Here is an 18,681-nt window from a genome sequence, read left to right on the forward strand (position 1 = left end):
GCGATGTAGGATAAGGATTCACTTTCACCTGCACGCAAGGAGGCGGCGTGTTCAAATTATTAACTCTTGGCAATCGTCGCGCGCTTGCCCGTCGGTTGCCGAGGATTGAAGGCGGTAAGTCGGCGGACCTTTGAGTCAAGTTGACCGTCGCCGTGGCAAACGTGTCGTTCCCGATTGTTCGTATCCTTGGGCGTTCGGGGTTCGAGCTAGGTGGCATTTCCCTTAACCTTCCGCTCTCTGATGAGGATCAGAGAGCCTCTTTTCACTAAATCGATAGGTAAACGCTTTTTTCAATAAAGTTAGGATAGCAAATGAGTGGAAAGAATATTATTAAAAATAACTGTAGCTTCAGAGTATTGATCAACGAATTCCTGCGCGACCGCCTCCAGACCAAGCTCGACAAGCTCGCGCCAGACGATCCGAAACGCGCGGATCTCATCGCGCAACACGAGCGCGTTCCGTGGCTCGAAGATGCGGCGCGGCGCGTGAAGCAGATCCAGGCTGTGACGCATTCGTTGAAGCCCATTCACCCGGATGCGCGCGGCACCAATCTTTATGTGACGCCCACCGAACTTCCAGTGCTTGACGTGGTCGGCAGTCACATACTGGGCAATCACTTTTCCACGGACGTAGTCGGTAACGCTGCCGCACTCGACGTACACAGGTTGCTGAAACTGGAGATGAACGGACGCACGCTGCTCAAAGCGCTCATCGATAACGATCCGGACGCCGTGCAGTCACTCGATGACGACCCTGCGAAAGCCCAATCATTGCGCGAGGCATTCACGAGTCTGACATCGAAACGGGAAGGCGGTGCTGCATCGCACGTTCGCGCGAAGCAGTTGTACTGGCTCGTAGGTGGCGATGCTGAAGACGACGCTCAGTACCATCTCATCTCGCCGCTTTTCGCTACGTCGCTCATCCATGTGGTGCATGCGGAACAGCAGGACGCACGATTCGGCCAGGCGAACAAGCGGGCGCGTCATGCACGTCGCGATGGTTTGCCGCATGAGGGCGTCTACCGCGAATACCGCGATCTTGCCGTTCAAAAGCTGGGTGGCACGCAACCACAAAATGTGTCCCAACTCAATGCTGAACGCGGCGGGATCAACTACCTGTTGTCGTCCTTGCCGCCGACGTGGGAAACCCGGCGCAACGTTCTTCCGGCTAACGTGAGTTCGATTTTCGAAAGGGCTTTTGGTGCACGTCCTCTGGTGCGCGTCCTGATACGCCAGATGCAGGATCTTCTACTGAGCGATCGCCCCAATAACCTGCAAGCCAGGAAGCGCCTTAAAGACCTCGAGAATCGAATAATCGACGAACTCGTCGCGTATGCGGGCGAACTGTTGAAGGAACCTCCGGGTTGGACACGCGACCCACGCTTCGCCGAACTGGCCGATGAAGAGAAACTATGGCTCGACCCTCTACGGTCCGAGTTGCCGGAAGAAAGTGAGTTCGCCAGCCGCTGGCTCTTCATGGACTGGCCTGCTCAAATCGGCGAGCGTTTTGGAAAGTGGCTCACGGCGAAGATGGCCAACAAGCTGGATCACAACGTATCGCGCAACTGGAGAGATGCACTTCTGAGTGACAAGAGCAGCTACATGGAACACCTGCGCATGCTGCGTGAACGGCTTGATGCACCGAAGTACATCCCGGTGCGAAAGACCCATGACGAGCTGATCTCTCTGCGAGAACGAAAATGAGTCGGAAACACAAACAGGATCTCACTCCGGCGCTGCTCGTGCTGCCTTACTTGCGTGTGCAGAACGCCAATGCCATATCCAGCCCGCTCACGCACGGCTTCCCATCCATCACGGCATTCGCCGGTCTGATGTGGGCGCTGCAACGCAAGCTCGCCGCAGCCGGCATTCCGCTGAAACTGCAGCAGTTCGGCGTTATCTGTCATGACCATCAAGAGCAGGTAACGGATGGGTACGTCAAGACATTCCGCCTGACGCGCAATCCCGTGACGAGTAAAGGTGAGTCTGCGGCTATCGTGGAAGAAGGCCGGATTCATCTCACTATCACGCTGATCTTCAAGGCAACATACGACACGGCCGACGACGCCGGTGCTCTCGGGGAGGCCGAACGCGACGCGCAGCTAGCGGGATGGGCTTCGCATATTGGCGACATCGTGGCGAACATGCGCATTGCGGGCGGTACGGTGTTGCCATCCGCGCCGATGCCCGGACGACGAACCCGTGCTTGGATTGAATTGCTTCAGGATAGTGATGAGGAACAAGCGGAGTGCTTCGCGCGTTGGGGTCGACAGTGGCTGCCGGGCTATGCGCTGGTCGGTCGCGACGATCTCCTGAAGGACCGTCATCGTGAATTGTGTGAAAAGCAGCCTGACGCGACCTTGCTCGATGCATGGCTCCACGCCGCGCGATTCAATTACGAGCCTGTGGTCGAAGAGGCGGCCGATACCGGGCATGCGAGCGCAGACAGGAAGAAAGTTCGCTGGGCCGATCCCGCCAGAAAGAAAGGAGGCGGCTGGACCGTGCCGATGACGGTCGGCTATGCCGCGCTCACCGGGCCGATGCCAGCGGGTAGTGTCGCGAATGCGCGCGACCCGTCGATTCCGTTCGTCTTCGTAGAGGCGGTTTATTCATTCGGTGGATGGATTGGCCCGCATCGGTTGCGCACGGTGGATCAGTTGTTGTGGTGGGCCGAGAGTGACTTGGAGACGGGCCTGTACCGCTGCCGTAGCGGCTACCATCACGATCACGAAGACCCGGATTCTCTTACTGACGATGAAGATGAGTCAGATCGAGTCCGGCCGGTGCCGGATCAATCATTTCGATTAATTAATTTGGATAACAAAACATGTCTGAAGAACTGACTACCGCATCCGTACTCGCCTTCGAACGAAAACTCGATCCCTCGGATGCGGTCCTGCACGCTGGCCGCTGTCAGGATATCGAAAAGGCATCGGCCTGGTCGCCGATTGCGATCCGCGAGAAATCGGTGCGCGGCACGATTTCGAATCGCCTGAAGGCGAAGGAGCAGGATCCTGCGAAACTGGACGCAGCCGTCGAGAACGCGAACCTTCAAACGGTGGATTTCGCCGCGTTGCCCGCCGATGCCGACACGCTCAAAGTGCAATTCACACTGCGCGTGCTGGCAGGCGCTGGCATGCCGTCGGCTTGCAACAGCGCGCGGTATCGGGTGAAGCTGCAAGGCGTCGTCGACGCTTACGTCGCTCAGCACGGCTTCACCGAACTGGCCAATCGCTACGCGGGCAATCTGGCGAACGGGCGCTTCTTGTGGCGTAATCGGTTGGGTGCGGAAACGGTTCGGGTCGACGTGTCCAGGCAACAGGACGGCAAGGCCACCTGGGGCCGGTCGTTCGATGCGTTGTCGCGAGAGTTGCACGCCATCGACACGGTCGATTCCGATGTCGCCGAGCTAGGCGGCCTCATCGCCGATGGTCTCACCGGTCGCGCGCACGTTCTACTACACGTGACGGCCTATGTGCGCCTCGGACTAGGTCAGGAGGTGTTTCCGTCGCAGGAGTTGATTCTCGACAAGGGCGGTAGCAGAAAGAGCAAGACGCTTTATCACGTTGAGAACGTGGCGGCGATTCATTCGCAGAAGATCGGCAATGCGGTGCGAACCATCGACACGTGGTACGAAGGTGCAGGCGAGCTTGGGCCTATCGCGGTCGAGCCCTATGGATCGGTCACGACGCAGGGCAAGGCGTATCGGCCGCCCAGGAAGCAGGACAAGGCTGACCCGGCGTTCCGACCGCAGGACTTCTACACGCTGCTGGACGATTGGTTGCTCAGGGACAAGACGCCGACGGTGGAGCAACAGCACTTCGTGATGGCCGTCCTGATTCGCGGTGGTGTTTTCGGCGATGGGAGTTGACGGCGATGACGACTCACTACATCGATATCGCCTTGCGGCCCGACCCGGAGTTCAGTCATGCGCATTTGCTCGGCGCGCTCATGGCCAAACTTCATCGGGCATTGGTGGAGATCGAAGCCGACGGCATCGGAATCAGCTTTCCGCGATATACCCTGCGTCCGCGTTCGTTGGGCAGCGTTGTGCGCCTTCATGGTGGTGAGACTGACCTGCGGTGTCTGATGGCGCGCGCCTGGCTGCAAGGAATGCGGGATCACGTAAAGCTCACCGAGGCGATGCCGGTTCCCGCCGGGATCACGGCGCATTGCGTCGTGCAACGGCGTCAGTTCAAGACGAATGTGGATAGGTTGCGTCGACGGCGGATGCGCCGGAAGGGAGAGACTTGGGCAGAGGCGGCAGCGGCGATTCCTGACAGCGTGGAGCGAAGTCCCGATTTGCCCTATGTGCAACTGCGCAGTGCGAGCACGGGGCAGTTGTTTTGCCTTTTCATCGAGCAAGCGGAGGTATTGGGCGAGGCGCAGGGCAAGTTCAATCGCTACGGGCTGAGTCAGGGTGTTACGGTGCCGTTGTTTTAAACCCTTTTTTCTGGGCTCGCTTTGGGTGCTTGTTGAAACAAGGACTTAGGGCGAGGCTGGAATTTTGGGTAGGCAAGGGCGAAGAGCGTCATTTCGTTGGGGAATCAAGGGGATGGCGGTTTGAGCGCCTTGTTCGCTGCCGCGTAGGCAGCTGAGAGAAGCTCGTTGAGCGCGGCGCGGGCGCGGCGCAGGTTCGCTGCGGCGTAGACAGCTGAGAAATTTCGATCATCCAAGACGTCTGTCAGCGGATCGTTCGCTGCCGCGTAGGCAGCTGAGAAAGGCGAGACTTCAATCTCGAAAGTGGACGATATGTTCGCTGCCGCGTAGGCAGCTGAGAAAAACGGCACGGTGTACGGCTCTCGCGCTGCACGGTTCGCTGCCGCGTAGGCAGCTGAGAAAGCCGGGGATTTCGTGACGTACAGCATCGAACTGTTCGCTGCCGCGTAGGCAGCTGAGAAATCAAGACGGCCCGCGCGATCGGCGAGCATCCAGTTCGCTGCCGCGTACGCAGCTGAGAAATGACATGCAAACCGGCCCGTTTTCCACATACTGTTCGCTGCCGCGTAGGCAGCTGAGAAAAGGTCCAGCACTGATTCACGGCGGATAACCCCGTTCGCTGCCGCGTAGGCAGCTGAGAATATTCCCCCCAACACAGTTCATGCTTGCGAATTGTTTGCTGCCGCATAGGCAGTTGAGGAAGACGAGAAGATCGAGGGTTGCATCGGGACAATATTTGTTGCCGGCTGGGCAACTGAGAAAGGCGAAACCTCGTCGCGATCATCCTGCCTGAGTGTCTGCCACAGCAGTGGAGAACCAACAAACAACGACACTGGCTACCGGAAACGTTCCAGTGAACTTCAGCCCATTCACTCAAAGTGTTTCATGAACAGGGCACCAACCCGTCGAATACTGATGCGACGCGTAGAGAGAATACGCACCAGCAAATACAAGAAAAAAAGTCCTTCGTGACGTCACGAAGGACCGAAGCAAGCCGGCCACGCACGGGGATGGATGGCAGCGGCAAGGGCCGTGAAGGGCAGTTGGACCGAGAGAATCCGACCTTCGACACCGGTAGTGACTCTACTAAGTTTGATTGCGCGATGTCTACCTTCCGGCCGATAGGTCTCTTATTCTGTCGGAATCGTGCGAGCACAGCGTTCGATGACAGTTCGCAACGCGTGGCGCGTTAGAAAACTTCCGCTACGGGGAAGCCCGTGCAAGTTGCAGACTCCGCTACCGCAAGCGGCTCCGCTTTCAATTCCCACGCGATATTGATCACGGGATCGTTCCAGCAAACGGTGCGCTCGAAAGCGGCATTGCGTTTGGTTGTCGCTTTCATCAACACCTCTGCAACCTCTGAGCGAACATGGAAGCCATAGGCGAAGCCGGGTGGAATCCACATCTGCCAGTTGTTTGCCGATGAAATTCGCTCACCAACCCAACGTCCGAATGTGACTGACCATCGTCTAAGATCCAGCGCAACGCAAAACACTTCGCCGTTCACGACTCGCAGCAGCAGACCGCGAGGGTGCTGTATTTGGTAATGCAACCCGGTCAGTACGTTTCGCGAAAAGACCATGTGATGCTCCTGAACGAACGCATAGCCACGCGCGACGTTCTGTTCAAACCACTCCTGGTCGAAGCAATCGAAAATCAACCCGCGCGCATCATGCTCGATGTGTGGTTCGACGATCTTCACGTCGCGGACGTTGGTATGGCGTATGCGAAAAGGCATGGATTCGGAGGCGAAACGGGCAGAAGTGCTCATTCCAAAACTCGGGGCGTAACGAGACAGGCTAGCTTGAGTCCAACAGGTGTTCTGCGCAATGCGCATGGCAGACGAACTATTATCCAGATCCGCCATGACACGCTGCACAGTAAGTTTCCATCACGCCACTCGATGAACGCCGCTTCCAACGATTTGCGCTTCACCGCCATTCTGTTGTTTGTTTATGCCACGTATGTATCGATAAGCGCCATCCGGGATAACATGCGCCGCAACGGAAGAAGAAGTACTAGCAAGTCATAGCGACGGATAGCGACGGTGAAAGATCGCGCGGTCGAGGCCAACATGAAGCGAAGCGGTCGGGGAATCGGCGACGATGCGCAAGAGAGTGAGCGGAATATCACCGTCCGCCAGATCGGGATACTTGCATTCGACGGGTTCTCACTCCTTGGCACCAGTGCCATCAGCGAGATATTCCAGATTGCGAACGAGATTCAAAACAGTCGAGGTCATTGCAACAAGCCTTACAACGTGACGTTCTACTCGGGAAAAGGTGCAACGGTTCAGTCTTCATCATTGATCGATGTATGGACTCATGCTTGCGATCCGAGTGATGTTCAAGCGTTGGACGCAGTCTTCATCGCAGACGGTCCGGGCGTGCAGGACGCGCTTCAAGATACGCGGGTGATGGATTGGCTATCCGAGTTGTTGTCGAGACGGAAATTGATCTCACCGATCGGCAACGGTAAGGCATTGCTCGACATAGCTTTGCGAGACATGCAAGTCCATGGCGAATTAATGTCCGCAGCAGCGACGGAAAGAAATCGATTCGGTTTGCTTCAAGAAGAAATCGGCAGGGCTAACCCTTCCGATGAAGCGCTCAAGATGGTCGGCAACGACATGGGCGAGGAAGCGGCTCGTGAGATCGCTGTGCGTATCAGGCCTGTCGGCGGAGACGGCCTCTCACTGATTTTTGTGCCAACGCGCGAGGGTGCCGTAACGGAAAAGATCAGGGTGGCCGCGCAGTGGATAAGGCAAAACTGCGACCAGGTTACTTCCGTTCGCGAAGCAGTGAGCGTAGCGGCCATGAGCGAGCGGAATTTCCAGCGTCGCTTTAAAGAGGAATTGGGTGTTACGCCGTTTGAATATTTGACGCAGGCGAGACTTGATGTGACTTCGAGGTTGTTGGTGGAAACGCCGCTATCGATTGAAAGCATAGCAAGGCAGTGCGGATGGGCAAGCGGTGCGCGTCTATCGCGAGTCTTCAAGCGCTGTCTTGGAGTCACTCCGACTGAATTCCGCGCTCGCGTGGCAAGCAAGAAAATGCGGGCGCGATCGTGACATCCGTATGTTAAGTGCGGGCGGCCTGGCAAGTGATATCTCCGTGCGGGGTTCGCACGAATATCGAATACCTTTGTGATCATCATGCGACTCCGCGACGGGTCGAAGAAAGATTATGAGCGAGGTCAATCACTGCAGGCGGGAGAATCGCGTTTCGATCGACATATTGCGGCGTCAGCGCTTGATGTCGAGTCTTCACGACAGTGTGCTGAGTGGGATCGCCGCTCATGTGCGCACACGTCAGTTCAAACGTCGTGATCTGATAGTCAATCGCGGTGCGCCCGGCGCGGCGTTGATGTTCCTGTTCTCGGGGCGTCTGCAGCAGATCTCGCTGAATGAAGACGGCCGCGAAGTCGGGCTGGGTTTCATCGAACCGGGGGAGCATTTCGGCTTGCTGTCGATTATCGATGGGCATCCGCAAACCGTCTCGATTATCGCAGTGACAGACGCGCTCGTCGGATTTCTCGATCGCGAGCATGCGGAGCGCTTCCTGCTGCGATCCGCGGAAGTCACTTATTTACTGCTATGCCAGCTATGCGAGTCGATTCGGCAGGGTTTCGACGACCGTTCGAAGCTGGGCGTAACGAGCGCGCGCGCACGCATTTGCGCGGTGCTGAACAGCATGGTCACTGCGCGCCCCGACGGAATTGCCGAGATCCATAAGCCGCCGAGTCAGCGCGCCATCGCCATCACGGCGAACGTGAGCCGCGAAACCGTGTCGCGCGCGCTCAACGTGCTGAACGAGAACAAGATCATCCGCAAAGACCGGGATCGCCTGCTCGTTCTGGACGAACACGCGCTGCGTCGCGCGGCGTGCGGCGAGCTTGTTTTTAGCGACTGAAGCGACGCGTCGAGGCTAATTAGCGAAAGGCCGCAGCAGCGTGAGCGTGCCAGGACGCCGTCCGCCGACTCGGCTACTGTTCGCATCGGGCGCGAGCCGCTCGTCGACGCTGCCGCCACGACCTCGAAGAGTCGCGTCGCGGCTCGCGGACAGAATGCTGAAGCAACTCGGCATTGACGGACGCGCTGCACTGATTCCAGTCGCCGGGTCGTAACCCACGCCAGCCGCGCTGCCGAATGGGGCCGCAGGCGCGTATCTACCGCGCGCACCGCGCTTCACGCGTGCGGTTGCGCCCGTCGCGTCGCACGGCACGAGCGGTCGCGCGAGGTCGGGATCGCTGCCGATATAAGCGTTACTTGTCGAGTCGTCGGACGAAGCACGCGAAGCCATGCCGTCACGCATTGCTCGATGCGTGCCCGTGCGTGAGCCCGCCGCCGACGCACCGCCTTGCGAATTTTGCGAAGCAGAAGGCGAAGGCGATCGCGTGACGACGTCCGACGTTTGCGCGTCGATGTGAAGCGGGAAGGCCAGCAGCGCGAGGGCAGCCATCAGCAGCGGCGTTGCAGGTCCGAACCTGCATTCGAATCGATTCATGATAGCGGTTGCCCAATTCGTTTCGCGATCGCCTGGATCATCTTCTGTGCAAGGTGACGCCGGTCGAATTCATCTGCCACGCGTGCCGCGTTCTCGCGAAAGCGAGTGAGTTTCGCGGGATCGGCGGCGAGGCGTGTGATCGCGTCGGCGAGCGCCACCGGTTCCTCCGGCGCGACGATTTCACCCGTGCCGAGTGCCTCCAGCAACTCGGTCGCTTCGCCGGGTGGCAGCGCGGCGAGAATCGGCGTGCGCATCGCCATTGCTTCGAAAATCTTGGAAGGCAGCACGCTGCGGAACAGCGCGAGGTTGCGCAGCGGAACGACACAAAGATCGCACAGCCCGAGCAGCGCCGGCATGCGTTCTTTCGGCTGCCGCGCGACGAAGGTCAGATTCGTGAGTCTGAGTTCCTCGGCGCGCATTTCCAGCGCGCGCTTTTGCGCGCCTGCCCCGACCATGATGAACGCGATGTCCGTCCGATGCTTGAGCAGCGCGGCCGCTTCGAGCACCGTGTGGAGACCGTGCGCCATGCCGTGCGTACCGAGGTAGCCCACGACGAAGCGCCCGTTCACGCCGAGTTCATGGCCGAGTTGCGAATCGCGCGGGGCGGGTGTGAATCGCGCAAGATCGACACCGTTCTGCACGACTTCGATCTTGTCGGCATCGATGCCGCGCTCCGCCAGTTCCCGCTTGAACGAATGCGTGACGGATATCACGGCGGCCGCGCTGCGGTAGAGATAAAGCTCGAGTGCTTCGAGCATCCTGATGGCGAGACTTGAGCGCAGCGCGCCGACTTCGACGATGGATGCCGGCCACAGATCGCGAAGCTCGAACACGAACGGTCGACGCCGCAGCTTGGCGATGATGCGCGCGCCCAGCGCCGCGAAAAACTGCGGCGACGTGCCGATGACCACGTCGCAGCGCGGCAGCATCGGCGACGCGAGGACTGCCGCGATCATGAACGACAAGTAATCGAGCGTGCGCTTGACGAAGCCTTCGTTTGCGGTGATATACGTCTTCACGCGCACCACGTCGATGCCCTCGATGCTTTCCCTTTGCCACCACCGGTTGCGATATCCCGCGAACAGCTTGCCTTCCGGGAAGTTCGGCGCGGTCGTGAGCACGGTCACCGCGTGACCCGCCTCGACCCAAACGCGCGCGTGTTCGAGCGTGCGGGAGGCGGGCGCGTTGGTCTCGGGATAGAAGTTGTCGGTGACGAAAAGGATCTTCATGCAAGCGTCCTGAACGAAAGCCGCGTCACGAGCGTCGGATGCAGGAACGGCACGCGCAGCAGCTTGCATGGCAGCTTCATGCCGAAGCATGGATGGTGGAAATCGTCGATGATGCGCGCAGCCGCGCCGGTATGCGTGAGCCGGCAACGCACCATGCCGTCGGCGCTGACGATGATCTCCCCGTCCGCGCGCTGCACCACGTCGAAGCCGGGCGCGAAGCGCAGCGTCGCAAACGTGCGGTCTGCGTCGGTGGCCACGCGGCCGCTCATGCTGTGAAGCTGGTCGACGACCACGAGCGTATCAGCGTCGCCGTGCCATGTGCGCCGGTGGACGATCTGCCCAGGCAGATGCAAGTAACCGGTGTGCGCGGCGCTCACGTACCAGTCGGCGCCTGCATGAATGGCGCCATCCTGTCGCGCACCGGACCGGCCTGGATTCTTTGCAACATGCAGATCGACATCGATCGGATACGCGCGGCGCCCGACACGAAACGCGCTCCACACATCGGAAGAACTCTGCGCCTCGTACGTCACGGTGTTGTGTGCCGCGGTACCGCGTTCGATCATCCGCTGATCGCCGGCGGCATACGTGCTCGTGCCTGCATCCACGATCATGCGGCGGCCTTCCAACGACAGTTCGAAGCTGAGCGTATCCGCGTGGGCGTGACCCGGTAGATAGTCGGGACCGATGCGGCCGATGTCGAGCAGCGCGACATATTTACCGCATTCGGCGCGCACGTAACCGGAGGCGTCGAGTGACTTCAATGTCTGCGCGCCGGACGGCTCCCGCCATACGATGCCGAGCCTCTGCGCGTATTGCGCAAGCACCGCATAGGGCCGCGCGATTCCAAAAGCGGCGTCGTTGAACTGCGCGATCTCGCCGTCCGGATGTGTCATCGTGCAGAGCCAGTCGAGCGTGCGTGGCAAGTGCTCGCGCGCGAGAGCAAGACAGGCCGCCGCGTCGGCGCTGTGCCGGCGCGCGCCGGCGCTGGTCGCCAGATTCACGATATCGAGCAGGTCTTCGACGAAGATTGCGTGATACATCGGGCTCAGCTCGAAGTGGCCGCCATCGTCGAGCATCTGTCGCGGCAGCTCCTCACGCAGAATCGCAAGGCCGGCGGAGAGCCAGTTTGCCGCTTCGGGCGTGTCGAAGAAGAGGCCTGCGCACACCAGCGCCTTCGCATTGGCGAACAGGTGATTGCCGAGCAAGTGATATTCGAGCCGTTGCGCAAGATAGCGCGCCTGCAAGTACAAGCTCGCTCGCGCGTCGTCAGGCAAGAGTTGGCCTGCGCTCGCCCACTTGATCCAGTTGACGATGCGTAGCGAGAGCGGGTACGGCTCCCAGCCCGCACCGGCGCCCACCGGATTCGCGGCTATCCAGTCGTCGATCAGCATGCCGAGCGCGGGCGCATGCCGTTCGCGCGTGAGCTGGTTCAGGTAGTTGAAGTAGTGCAGGTTATAGCGCCACAAGCGCGAATGGTGCGGCGGGTTCCAGCCATCGGAGAGATCGCCGTCGCAATTCAGGAAGCGAAAACGCCCGTCGCCGAGATACTCGTCGGGACCCGCAGCGAAAGGCACCGGCTCGGCTTCGCGTTTGCTTGTCCGCACCGGCCTGTCGATGTGCTCGCTGATGCGCGCCCGTGGCAGAACGCCATATTTCGCGCGATACAACACCTGCACCGGCTTGAGATGCCGAACCGTGTGGAAGAGCCGCACGGCTTGCGATGGCGTCATCCCAGCTCCCGTGCAATGTCGATCGTCACGCGGCTCACTTCGAGGAGTTCGTCGATGGGAATCGGCGCGTCTCCCCGGTTCGCGATCGCGTCGACGAACGCCGCGACGCACGCCTGCTGTCCCTTGTTCTGCCTCCACAGGTTCATCCGCGTGAACTGCGGCCAGCCATAGCCACGCAGCTTCAGAAAGTTGTCGAGCACGAACGCCTTGCCGCCGCAGAATGCTTCGAGCCGTTCCTTCGGCAGCGAACGGTGACCGTTTGCGAAGTAGTGAATCGTGCCGACGGAACCCGATTCGAAGCGCAACGTGATGCTGGCCGTATCGCACGAAGCGGGCGACGCCGCCGTGAAGCCCGACGCTTCGAACGACGTAATGGGGCTGCCGGCGAGATGGCGCAGCAGATCGATGAAGTGGCATGCTTCGCCGATGATCCGGCCACCGCCGCTCTCGCGATCCTGCGTCCAGTGGTCGGCTGGAATCGAGCCTGCGTTGACCGTCAGAACCAGCGCCTTGGGCGCGGTCAGCGGTGCGAGCAGGCTCTTCATGCGCACCACTTGCGGTGCGAAGCGCCGGTTGAAGCCGACCATCAGAACGGGTTCGGGCCGCGCTGTTCGCCGGGCCTTTTCGCGCGCCTGCCCGAGCGCGTGCGTGATGCGATGCAATTGCTCGTGCGTGAGACACAGCGGCTTTTCGACGAACACGTGCTTGCCATGCTCGAGCGCTCGAATCACGTACTCGGCATGCGTGTCGTGACGCGTGGCGACCACGACGGCCTGCGCGTCGGGCGACGCGCATAGCGCGCCGGCATCGGTCGATGCAAACGCCGCCGCATGCTTGCGCCCGTAATGCGCGGCGCTGATTCCGTTGTTCGATGCAATGCCGTTGAGCGCCGCGCCCGCACTCCGAAACGCGGGGATCAGCACGCGCCCGGCGTAGTTGCCGGCGCCGATCACATTCACGCGTATCGCGGATGACGGCGCGGCCACCGTCTGTCCATCCACCGTGAGCGGCACGATGCGCGCGTGCGCGTCGGCGGTCCCGATCCGGGCGACGCGCGGGCTCGCGTCCTCGATCACGCGTCGAGGATAGTCGATGACGATGCCGAGCGACGGCGCCTTGTCGACGAGCAGCGCGTAGGCACGCTCGGCATCGTCGAGGCTGAAGCGGTGCGTGATCAGCGCCTGCGGCGAGAGGCGGCCATCGGCCATCAACTGCAACGCGGCGGCGATATTGCGGTTCTCGGTCCAGCGCACATGGCCGATCGGATAGTCGAAGCCTTTGTCTTCGTAACGCGGATCGTAGCGTCCCGGTCCATACGAACACGACACCTGAAAACTCAGTTCCTTCTCGTAGAAGTCCGCACGCGACAGGCTCAAGCCCGCCACGCCGACGAGCACGATGCGTCCACGCGTGCGCGACATCTTCGCCGCGTGCGCAACCGGTTCGTCGCTGCTCGTCGAGGCGCAGATGAGCACGCCGTCCGCGCCGATGCCGTTCGTGCGCGCGAGCACGTCGGCGACCACGTCGGCGTTCGCGGGCACGGGCGTCGCGCCGAACGTCGCGGCGAGTGCTGCGCGGGACGAATCCCGGTCGATGCCGATGACGCGGCAACCGTTGGCGACGAGGATCTGCACCGTCAACAGCCCGATCAGGCCGAGACCGATCACGACGAACGTCTCGCCGAGCGTCGGCGCCGCGAGCCGCACGCCTTGCAGGCCGATCGCGGCTGGAATGGCGAACGTGGCATCTTCGTCGGGGACGTTATCGGGAATGCGCGCACACAGGTTCTGGCCGACCGACACGTACTCGGCGTGCTTGCCGTTGGAGACGACGCGGTCGCCGACCCGGATGCCGTCCACATCCGCTCCGGCCGCGGTGACCACGCCCGCGTTGCAATATCCGAGCGCGAGCGGCTGGTCGAGCTTGTCGGTGATGGCCGACAGTGTCGCAGCGAGACCGTCGGTTCGGACTTTCCGTAGTGCGTCGCGCACGCGTTCAGGCTGCTGCATCGCCTTGCCGAGGAGGCTTGCGCGACCGAAGTCGACCAGCATGCGTTCGGTACCCGACGACAGGAGCGTGGTCCTCGTTTCGATCAGGAGGCTGCCGCGCGACATCGCGGGCATCGGCACGTCCCACAGCGCGGTGCTGCCGTCCTTGAGGTTTTGCAATACTTGTTTCACAAAATGTCCTGATGGGATTGCTTCGAAACGGCAAGGGGATCGGAAGACGGTGCGCAGGGCACGGGCGCGCCACGCGCACGAAGGACGCATGCAGCCGCGACGCGCGGCGCGATCGGCGCGCCAAGGGACGCGTAATGCGCCTCATAACGAGCCGCGCAAAGATCGATGGAAAACTCGCGTTCGATATGTTCCGCAGTACGGACGGCTCGCGATCGGGCGGCGTCCGGATCCTGCAAACAGTCCAGCATGACGGCCGCGAGGCCGTGCGCGTCATCGACGGGCGCCGCCGGATGCGTGCCTTCACCGAAGACTTCGGCGATTTCCGGCAACGCGGACGTGATGGTTGGCAGGCCGGCGAGACACGCTTCGATAAGCGCGACCGGCAAGCCTTCGTATCGCGACGGAAACACGAACGCATCGCAGGCGGCCAGATAGCGCGGGACGTTGTCGAGCACGCCGGCGAACGTCACGTGATCGTGGATGCGCAACGTTCGCGCGAGTTGCTGCGCCGCATCGCGCAGTTCACCGTCGCCGATCAGCAGCAGATGCGCGCGCGAGGCCCATGCGTGAGCGCGAAGCTGCGCGAAAGCCGTGAGCAACACGTCATGCGCCTTTGGCGCGCTCGCGAGCGTGCGGCCGTGAAACGACCCCACATGAACGTACATGAACGCATCGGGGGCGATGCCGAGCGATGCGCGCACATCGATGCGTTGCGCTTCGGCGTCGGCGGGGCCGGTGTGGTCGCTCTTTGCAAGCGCAGGGTCGGTCGCGTGCGCCACGCCGTTGCGCACCGTGACGATCGCGGACTTCTGCGCGCCCTGAAAATAGTCGGCATAGGCATCGGCCACGCGCGCGCCGCATGCCACCGAGGTCGCATAGAGCCGGTCGAGCAGCCATGTTCCCGCGCGCGACCGCGTCCCCTGGATCGACGTGCTGTGGATCGTGCGGATCAGACGCTGACGGACTGTCAATGCGTTCACGCCTGCGAGCACGACATCCGCTGCGTAGAGATGGGAATGCATGACGTCGGGCTTGAACGCGCGGACCGTGCGCGCGAGCGACAGCGCGCCGTGCGGGCGCCGCATCGAAAGCAGGGCGCGTCCGCTGACCGCGATGCCTGCCTGTTCGAGTCTATCGGCCAGCTCCGCGCCGCGCGGGCCTCGCGCGCCGGCAAGCAGCGCGACCGCGACCTGATGTCCGCGTCGTTCGAGCGCGAGCGCGAGTTCCGCGGCGAGCGTTTCGGCGCCGCCTGCCGTCAACGTCGGCACGACCTGGAGCACTCTCATCGCGAAGCCTCACGCGCCGCCTGGACCGTGCGCATGTGCGCGAGCCAGGTGTCGAAGCGCTTCTCCCAGCCGCCTTCCTGCTTCAGATAGTGGCAAGCCGCGTGCTCGACGAGGCGCGGCGCGGCGCGGCGCTTGCGCACGATCTCCACGACGTCGTGCGCGATGGCCGGCCACGCGTCGATGGCGGGCTTCGCTTCGACCACGAGCGCGGCGTCGAGTGCGCCGGCTGCTTCCGCCGCGTTGCCGGCGGCGCGATTGCAGATCACATGCAGGCCGGACAACAGGTACTCCCAGATTTTCGTGGGCGATGCGACGCGATTGATCACGTGATCGTCGCGAAAGATGATGCCGAAGTCGGCAATACGCAGATGCGCGCGAAGTTCCGACGGTTCCACGCTCGCGATGAGCACGCGCATTTTCTCGGCAGCCGCGCCGAGTTCCTTGCGCGCGGCATCGGGATCCGCCGTGAAAATGACGAACTTGAGCCGCTCGACGTGCGCGCCGAGCGCGGCGACGAAGCCCGCTATTTCCGACAGCCGCTGGTACGCCTGAGTGCCGCCCGAATAAACGATGACGACCTCGTCTGCGCGGATGCCATAGTCCTGCCGCGTGACCTGCGCCGTCGCGCGCATGAAGCGAGGCGAGGACTTGACGTCGAGGAGATAGGCTTTGTCGTGGAAAGCCGCTTGGCCGAGCTTCTCGCGCAGATGGCCGATCATGCCATTGGACACGACGAGATAAGCATCGCAGACGCGTAACGCGCGCGCTTCATGGCGATGAAACCAGCGCGGCGCGCGGGCCGAGGGTGAGTGTCGACGCCGCCGATATTCGGTTTCCTCCGGCAACGCGCCGTGCAGATCCGCCACTTGCAGCGCATGTGCGCCGCGCCACAGCGTGACGGCTGCCGCTTCATGCCCTTCAGCCTGCACGACGGCAGGTCGCAAGCACAGACGAACCGCGAGCGCGAGTGGTCGGCACCACGCGATGGCAAGGCGTCGGCCGAGTTCGTAGCGGGAGATCGGCGGGGCGATACATTCGAAGACGCGGCGCGCGCCGCGCTCGCGCAGCGCCTCGCGCCAGCTTGGCGAAGCATGCGCCGCCGGTATGAAGCGCAGGACGTTGACGTCGAAGCCGCGCGCCGTATAACTCTCCACCATCTGCAGCACGCGCGTGGCGTAGCCGGACGTCGGCGCGTCTGCGTTGAAGCAGGTGATCAGCACGACGGAACGGCCCGGGCGGGAAGAGGGCGGCGTCAGCGTCATGACAACTCTGGCGCGAAGAGCGAGGCGGTGTGTTGGTGCGGCGCATAGTGCTCGCGCAGAAACGACACGATGCGCTCGCTGGCGCGTCCGTCGCCGAACGGATTCGTGCGCGTCGAGCGGTCGCGATAGTACGCATCGTCGGTGAGCAGCCGCGTGCATTCGCTGACGATACGGTTTTCGTCGGTGCCGACGAGCGTGACCGTACCGGCCTCGAGCGCTTCCGGCCGCTCGGTCACGTCGCGAAGCACGAGCACGGGCTTGCCGAGAGACGGCGCTTCTTCCTGGATGCCGCCCGAGTCCGTCAGGATGATGGATGAGCGTTGCATCAGCCAGACGAACTCGGGATAGTCGAGCGGTGAAATCAGATGAACGTTCTGCACGTCGCCCAGCACCGACGATGCGATCCGCTGCACATTCGGATTCGGATGGACGGGATAGACGACCTGTACGCCGGTTTCGCGCGCAATCTGCTTGAGGGCGCGGCAGAGCGACGCGAGACCGTGCTCATGATTCTCGCGGCGATGGCCGGTGACGAGCACGAGCTTGCCGTCATGACGCAGGAACGGATAGCGCGCATGCAATCCGGCCGCAATGCCGCCTTGCCGGCGCGTATGCGCGACGGTCATCAGCAGCGCATCGATCACGGTGTTGCCCGTCACGAGAATGGATTCGCCTCGCACGCCTTCGGCGAGAAGATTGTGCTGCGTCCGGTTCGTCGGTGCGAAGTAATGCTTCGCCACCACATCGACCACGCGCCGGTTGAACTCTTCCGGCCACGGCTGCGCGAGATCGCCGGTGCGCAGTCCCGCTTCGACGTGTCCGACATCGACGTTCGCATAGAACGCGGCCAGGGACGCCGCCATCGCCGTCGTGGTATCGCCGTGCACGAGCACGCAGGCCGGTTTGATGTCCGCGAGCACGTCGGCCGTGCGGGTGAGCACGTTCGCCGTCAGGCCGACGAGATTCTGATTGGCGCGCATCAGATCGAGGTCGATGTCCGCCTTGATTTCGAAATTGGCGAACACCTGATCGAGCATGTCCCGGTGTTGCGCGGTGGCGCATACCACGGTGCGAAGATGCGGCTCGCGCCGCAGCCGATGGATCACCGGCGCCATCTTGATGGCTTCCGGCCGGGTGCCGACGACAATGAGAATGGTGGGCTGGGTCATGACGGCTCAACGGGTGGGGCGACGCAGGCAACGCGCGATGCCCGATTGGCGGAACTTCGATCGATGCAAAATGATCCGGAACCCGAAATGTTCAGGAAACGAGTCCCGACGCGGTGAACGCATAGCCGAAACCGTGTGCGACGCGAATCGGCACCTCCTCCGGATGCCGGCCGAGCTTGCGGCGCAAACGGCTGACCAGCGCTTCCAGCCTGCGCTCGTCGTAGTGCCGATAGTCGTGTCCCAGTGCCGTGACGATCTCGCGGCGCGACACCGGCTTGCCTGCATGTGCGAGCAGCAGCGAGAGCAGCGAGCATTCGGTGGCGGTCAACTGCACCTGCTCGCCATCGGGCGATAGAAGCAGCCACTTGCGCGACACGAGCAGCCACGCATCCGACGGCTTCGCGCTGTCGTCGACCTCGTCTTCGAGACGATGATGTTCTTGCGCATCGCGGATACGGCGCGCGAGGCTTTCGACGCTGGCCGCAAGCTCGCGCGAATCGTAAGGGCGGGTCACGCAGACATCGGCGCCGCTTTCGAGCGCGGCAATACGCGCCTCGTGCTGCTCTTCGTCCACCAGCGCCACGATGCCGAGCAGCCGGCGCGCTCGCAGTCTCGCGATCGTCGCATCGCTTTCTTCATGCGGCTCGTGACCGCTGACCACGACGATGTCGCATCGATGCGCAGCCAGATGGCGAGTAAGCGCAGACGCATGAGGAAGCTCGGTGACGTGATGCCCGGCCTTGCGCAATGGGGCGGCGAGCTGCGCGCGCTCGGCGGCATCCCGTTCAAGAACGGCGACGAACATCACTGCACGCTAATGAGTAAGCAGGCGCGTGAAAGTGCAATGCATGTCGCCGCCTATTCACGCTCGTGTTACG

General features: G+C 62.0%; 15 protein-coding genes. 6 read left to right on the plus strand and 9 right to left on the minus strand.

Annotated elements, in window-relative coordinates; all coding sequences use genetic code 11:
* The first annotated feature begins 311 nt into the window (after positions 1-311).
* The 4 genes from csy1 to cas6f are packed head-to-tail and all read left to right on the plus strand — an operon-like array spanning position 312 to position 4,442.
* Positions 312-1,703, plus strand: coding sequence for a type I-F CRISPR-associated protein Csy1 (gene csy1, locus AWB72_RS21060; RefSeq protein WP_052449854.1), 1,392 nt, complete (start codon positions 312-314; stop codon positions 1,701-1,703).
* Positions 1,700-2,842 carry a type I-F CRISPR-associated protein Csy2 gene (gene csy2, locus AWB72_RS21065; RefSeq protein WP_052449855.1) on the plus strand — a complete coding sequence of 381 codons (1,143 nt, stop codon included), beginning with the start codon at positions 1,700-1,702 and terminating at the stop codon, positions 2,840-2,842. Before csy1 ends, csy2 begins: the two co-directional genes overlap by 4 nt.
* Complete coding sequence (gene csy3 / locus AWB72_RS21070) at positions 2,827-3,870, plus strand: type I-F CRISPR-associated protein Csy3 (RefSeq protein ID WP_040050316.1); 1,044 nt, start codon at positions 2,827-2,829, stop codon at positions 3,868-3,870. Before csy2 ends, csy3 begins: the two co-directional genes overlap by 16 nt.
* 5 nt (positions 3,871-3,875) lie before the next feature.
* Positions 3,876-4,442, plus strand: a complete 567-nt coding sequence (gene cas6f, locus AWB72_RS21075; RefSeq protein ID WP_040050317.1) for a type I-F CRISPR-associated endoribonuclease Cas6/Csy4 — start codon at positions 3,876-3,878, stop codon at positions 4,440-4,442.
* 104 nt (positions 4,443-4,546) lie between these two features.
* Here cas6f and AWB72_RS29880 read toward each other — a convergent pair whose 3' ends face one another.
* Both AWB72_RS29880 and rfbC read right to left on the minus strand, forming a co-directional pair.
* A complete protein-coding gene (locus AWB72_RS29880; RefSeq protein ID WP_445343855.1) occupies positions 4,547-4,930 on the minus strand; it encodes a hypothetical protein in 384 nt (127 codons plus the stop codon).
* Between the two features lie 698 nt (positions 4,931-5,628).
* Positions 5,629-6,210 carry a dTDP-4-dehydrorhamnose 3,5-epimerase gene (gene rfbC, locus AWB72_RS21080; RefSeq protein ID WP_244285698.1) on the minus strand — a complete coding sequence of 194 codons (582 nt, stop codon included), beginning with the start codon at positions 6,208-6,210 and terminating at the stop codon, positions 5,629-5,631.
* A gap of 276 nt (positions 6,211-6,486) precedes the next feature.
* On the opposite strand from rfbC, the gene AWB72_RS21085 reads away from it, so the two are divergent.
* Together AWB72_RS21085 and AWB72_RS21090 are read left to right on the plus strand one after the other, a co-directional pair.
* Positions 6,487-7,509, plus strand: coding sequence for a GlxA family transcriptional regulator (locus tag AWB72_RS21085; protein WP_143754661.1), 1,023 nt, complete (start codon positions 6,487-6,489; stop codon positions 7,507-7,509).
* A 184-nt stretch (positions 7,510-7,693) separates the two neighbouring features.
* Positions 7,694-8,350: a Crp/Fnr family transcriptional regulator gene (locus AWB72_RS21090; RefSeq protein ID WP_159459391.1), complete on the plus strand. Its 657-nt coding sequence runs from the start codon at positions 7,694-7,696 to the stop codon at positions 8,348-8,350.
* A 590-nt stretch (positions 8,351-8,940) separates the two neighbouring features.
* Here the strand turns inward: AWB72_RS21090 and AWB72_RS21100 are convergent.
* From AWB72_RS21100 to AWB72_RS21130, 7 genes are all read right to left on the minus strand, one after another.
* Entirely contained in the window at positions 8,941-10,173 is a 1,233-nt protein-coding gene (locus AWB72_RS21100; protein ID WP_040050320.1) for a glycosyltransferase family 4 protein, read from the minus strand.
* Positions 10,170-11,906, minus strand: coding sequence for a heparinase II/III family protein (locus AWB72_RS21105; RefSeq protein WP_040050321.1), 1,737 nt, complete (start codon positions 11,904-11,906; stop codon positions 10,170-10,172). The genes AWB72_RS21100 and AWB72_RS21105 overlap by 4 nt, the downstream gene beginning before the upstream one ends.
* On the minus strand, positions 11,903-14,086 hold the full coding sequence (locus tag AWB72_RS21110; RefSeq protein ID WP_040050322.1) for a bi-domain-containing oxidoreductase: 2,184 nt from the start codon (positions 14,084-14,086) through the stop codon (positions 11,903-11,905). Before AWB72_RS21110 ends, AWB72_RS21105 begins: the two co-directional genes overlap by 4 nt.
* Entirely contained in the window at positions 14,083-15,372 is a 1,290-nt protein-coding gene (locus tag AWB72_RS21115) for a glycosyltransferase (protein ID WP_084592839.1), read from the minus strand. Before AWB72_RS21115 ends, AWB72_RS21110 begins: the two co-directional genes overlap by 4 nt.
* Positions 15,369-16,634 (minus strand): glycosyltransferase, encoded by a 1,266-nt coding sequence (locus AWB72_RS21120; protein WP_040050324.1) that lies wholly within the window; start codon positions 16,632-16,634, stop codon positions 15,369-15,371. Before AWB72_RS21120 ends, AWB72_RS21115 begins: the two co-directional genes overlap by 4 nt.
* Positions 16,631-17,803 carry a non-hydrolyzing UDP-N-acetylglucosamine 2-epimerase gene (gene wecB / locus AWB72_RS21125; RefSeq protein ID WP_052449858.1) on the minus strand — a complete coding sequence of 391 codons (1,173 nt, stop codon included), beginning with the start codon at positions 17,801-17,803 and terminating at the stop codon, positions 16,631-16,633. Before wecB ends, AWB72_RS21120 begins: the two co-directional genes overlap by 4 nt.
* A gap of 91 nt (positions 17,804-17,894) precedes the next feature.
* Positions 17,895-18,608, minus strand: a complete 714-nt coding sequence (locus AWB72_RS21130) for a response regulator transcription factor (protein ID WP_084592841.1) — start codon at positions 18,606-18,608, stop codon at positions 17,895-17,897.
* Positions 18,609-18,681 lie beyond the last annotated feature (73 nt).

This window comes from Caballeronia concitans (assembly GCF_001544615.1).
In the GTDB taxonomy this organism is placed as follows: domain Bacteria; phylum Pseudomonadota; class Gammaproteobacteria; order Burkholderiales; family Burkholderiaceae; genus Caballeronia; species Caballeronia concitans.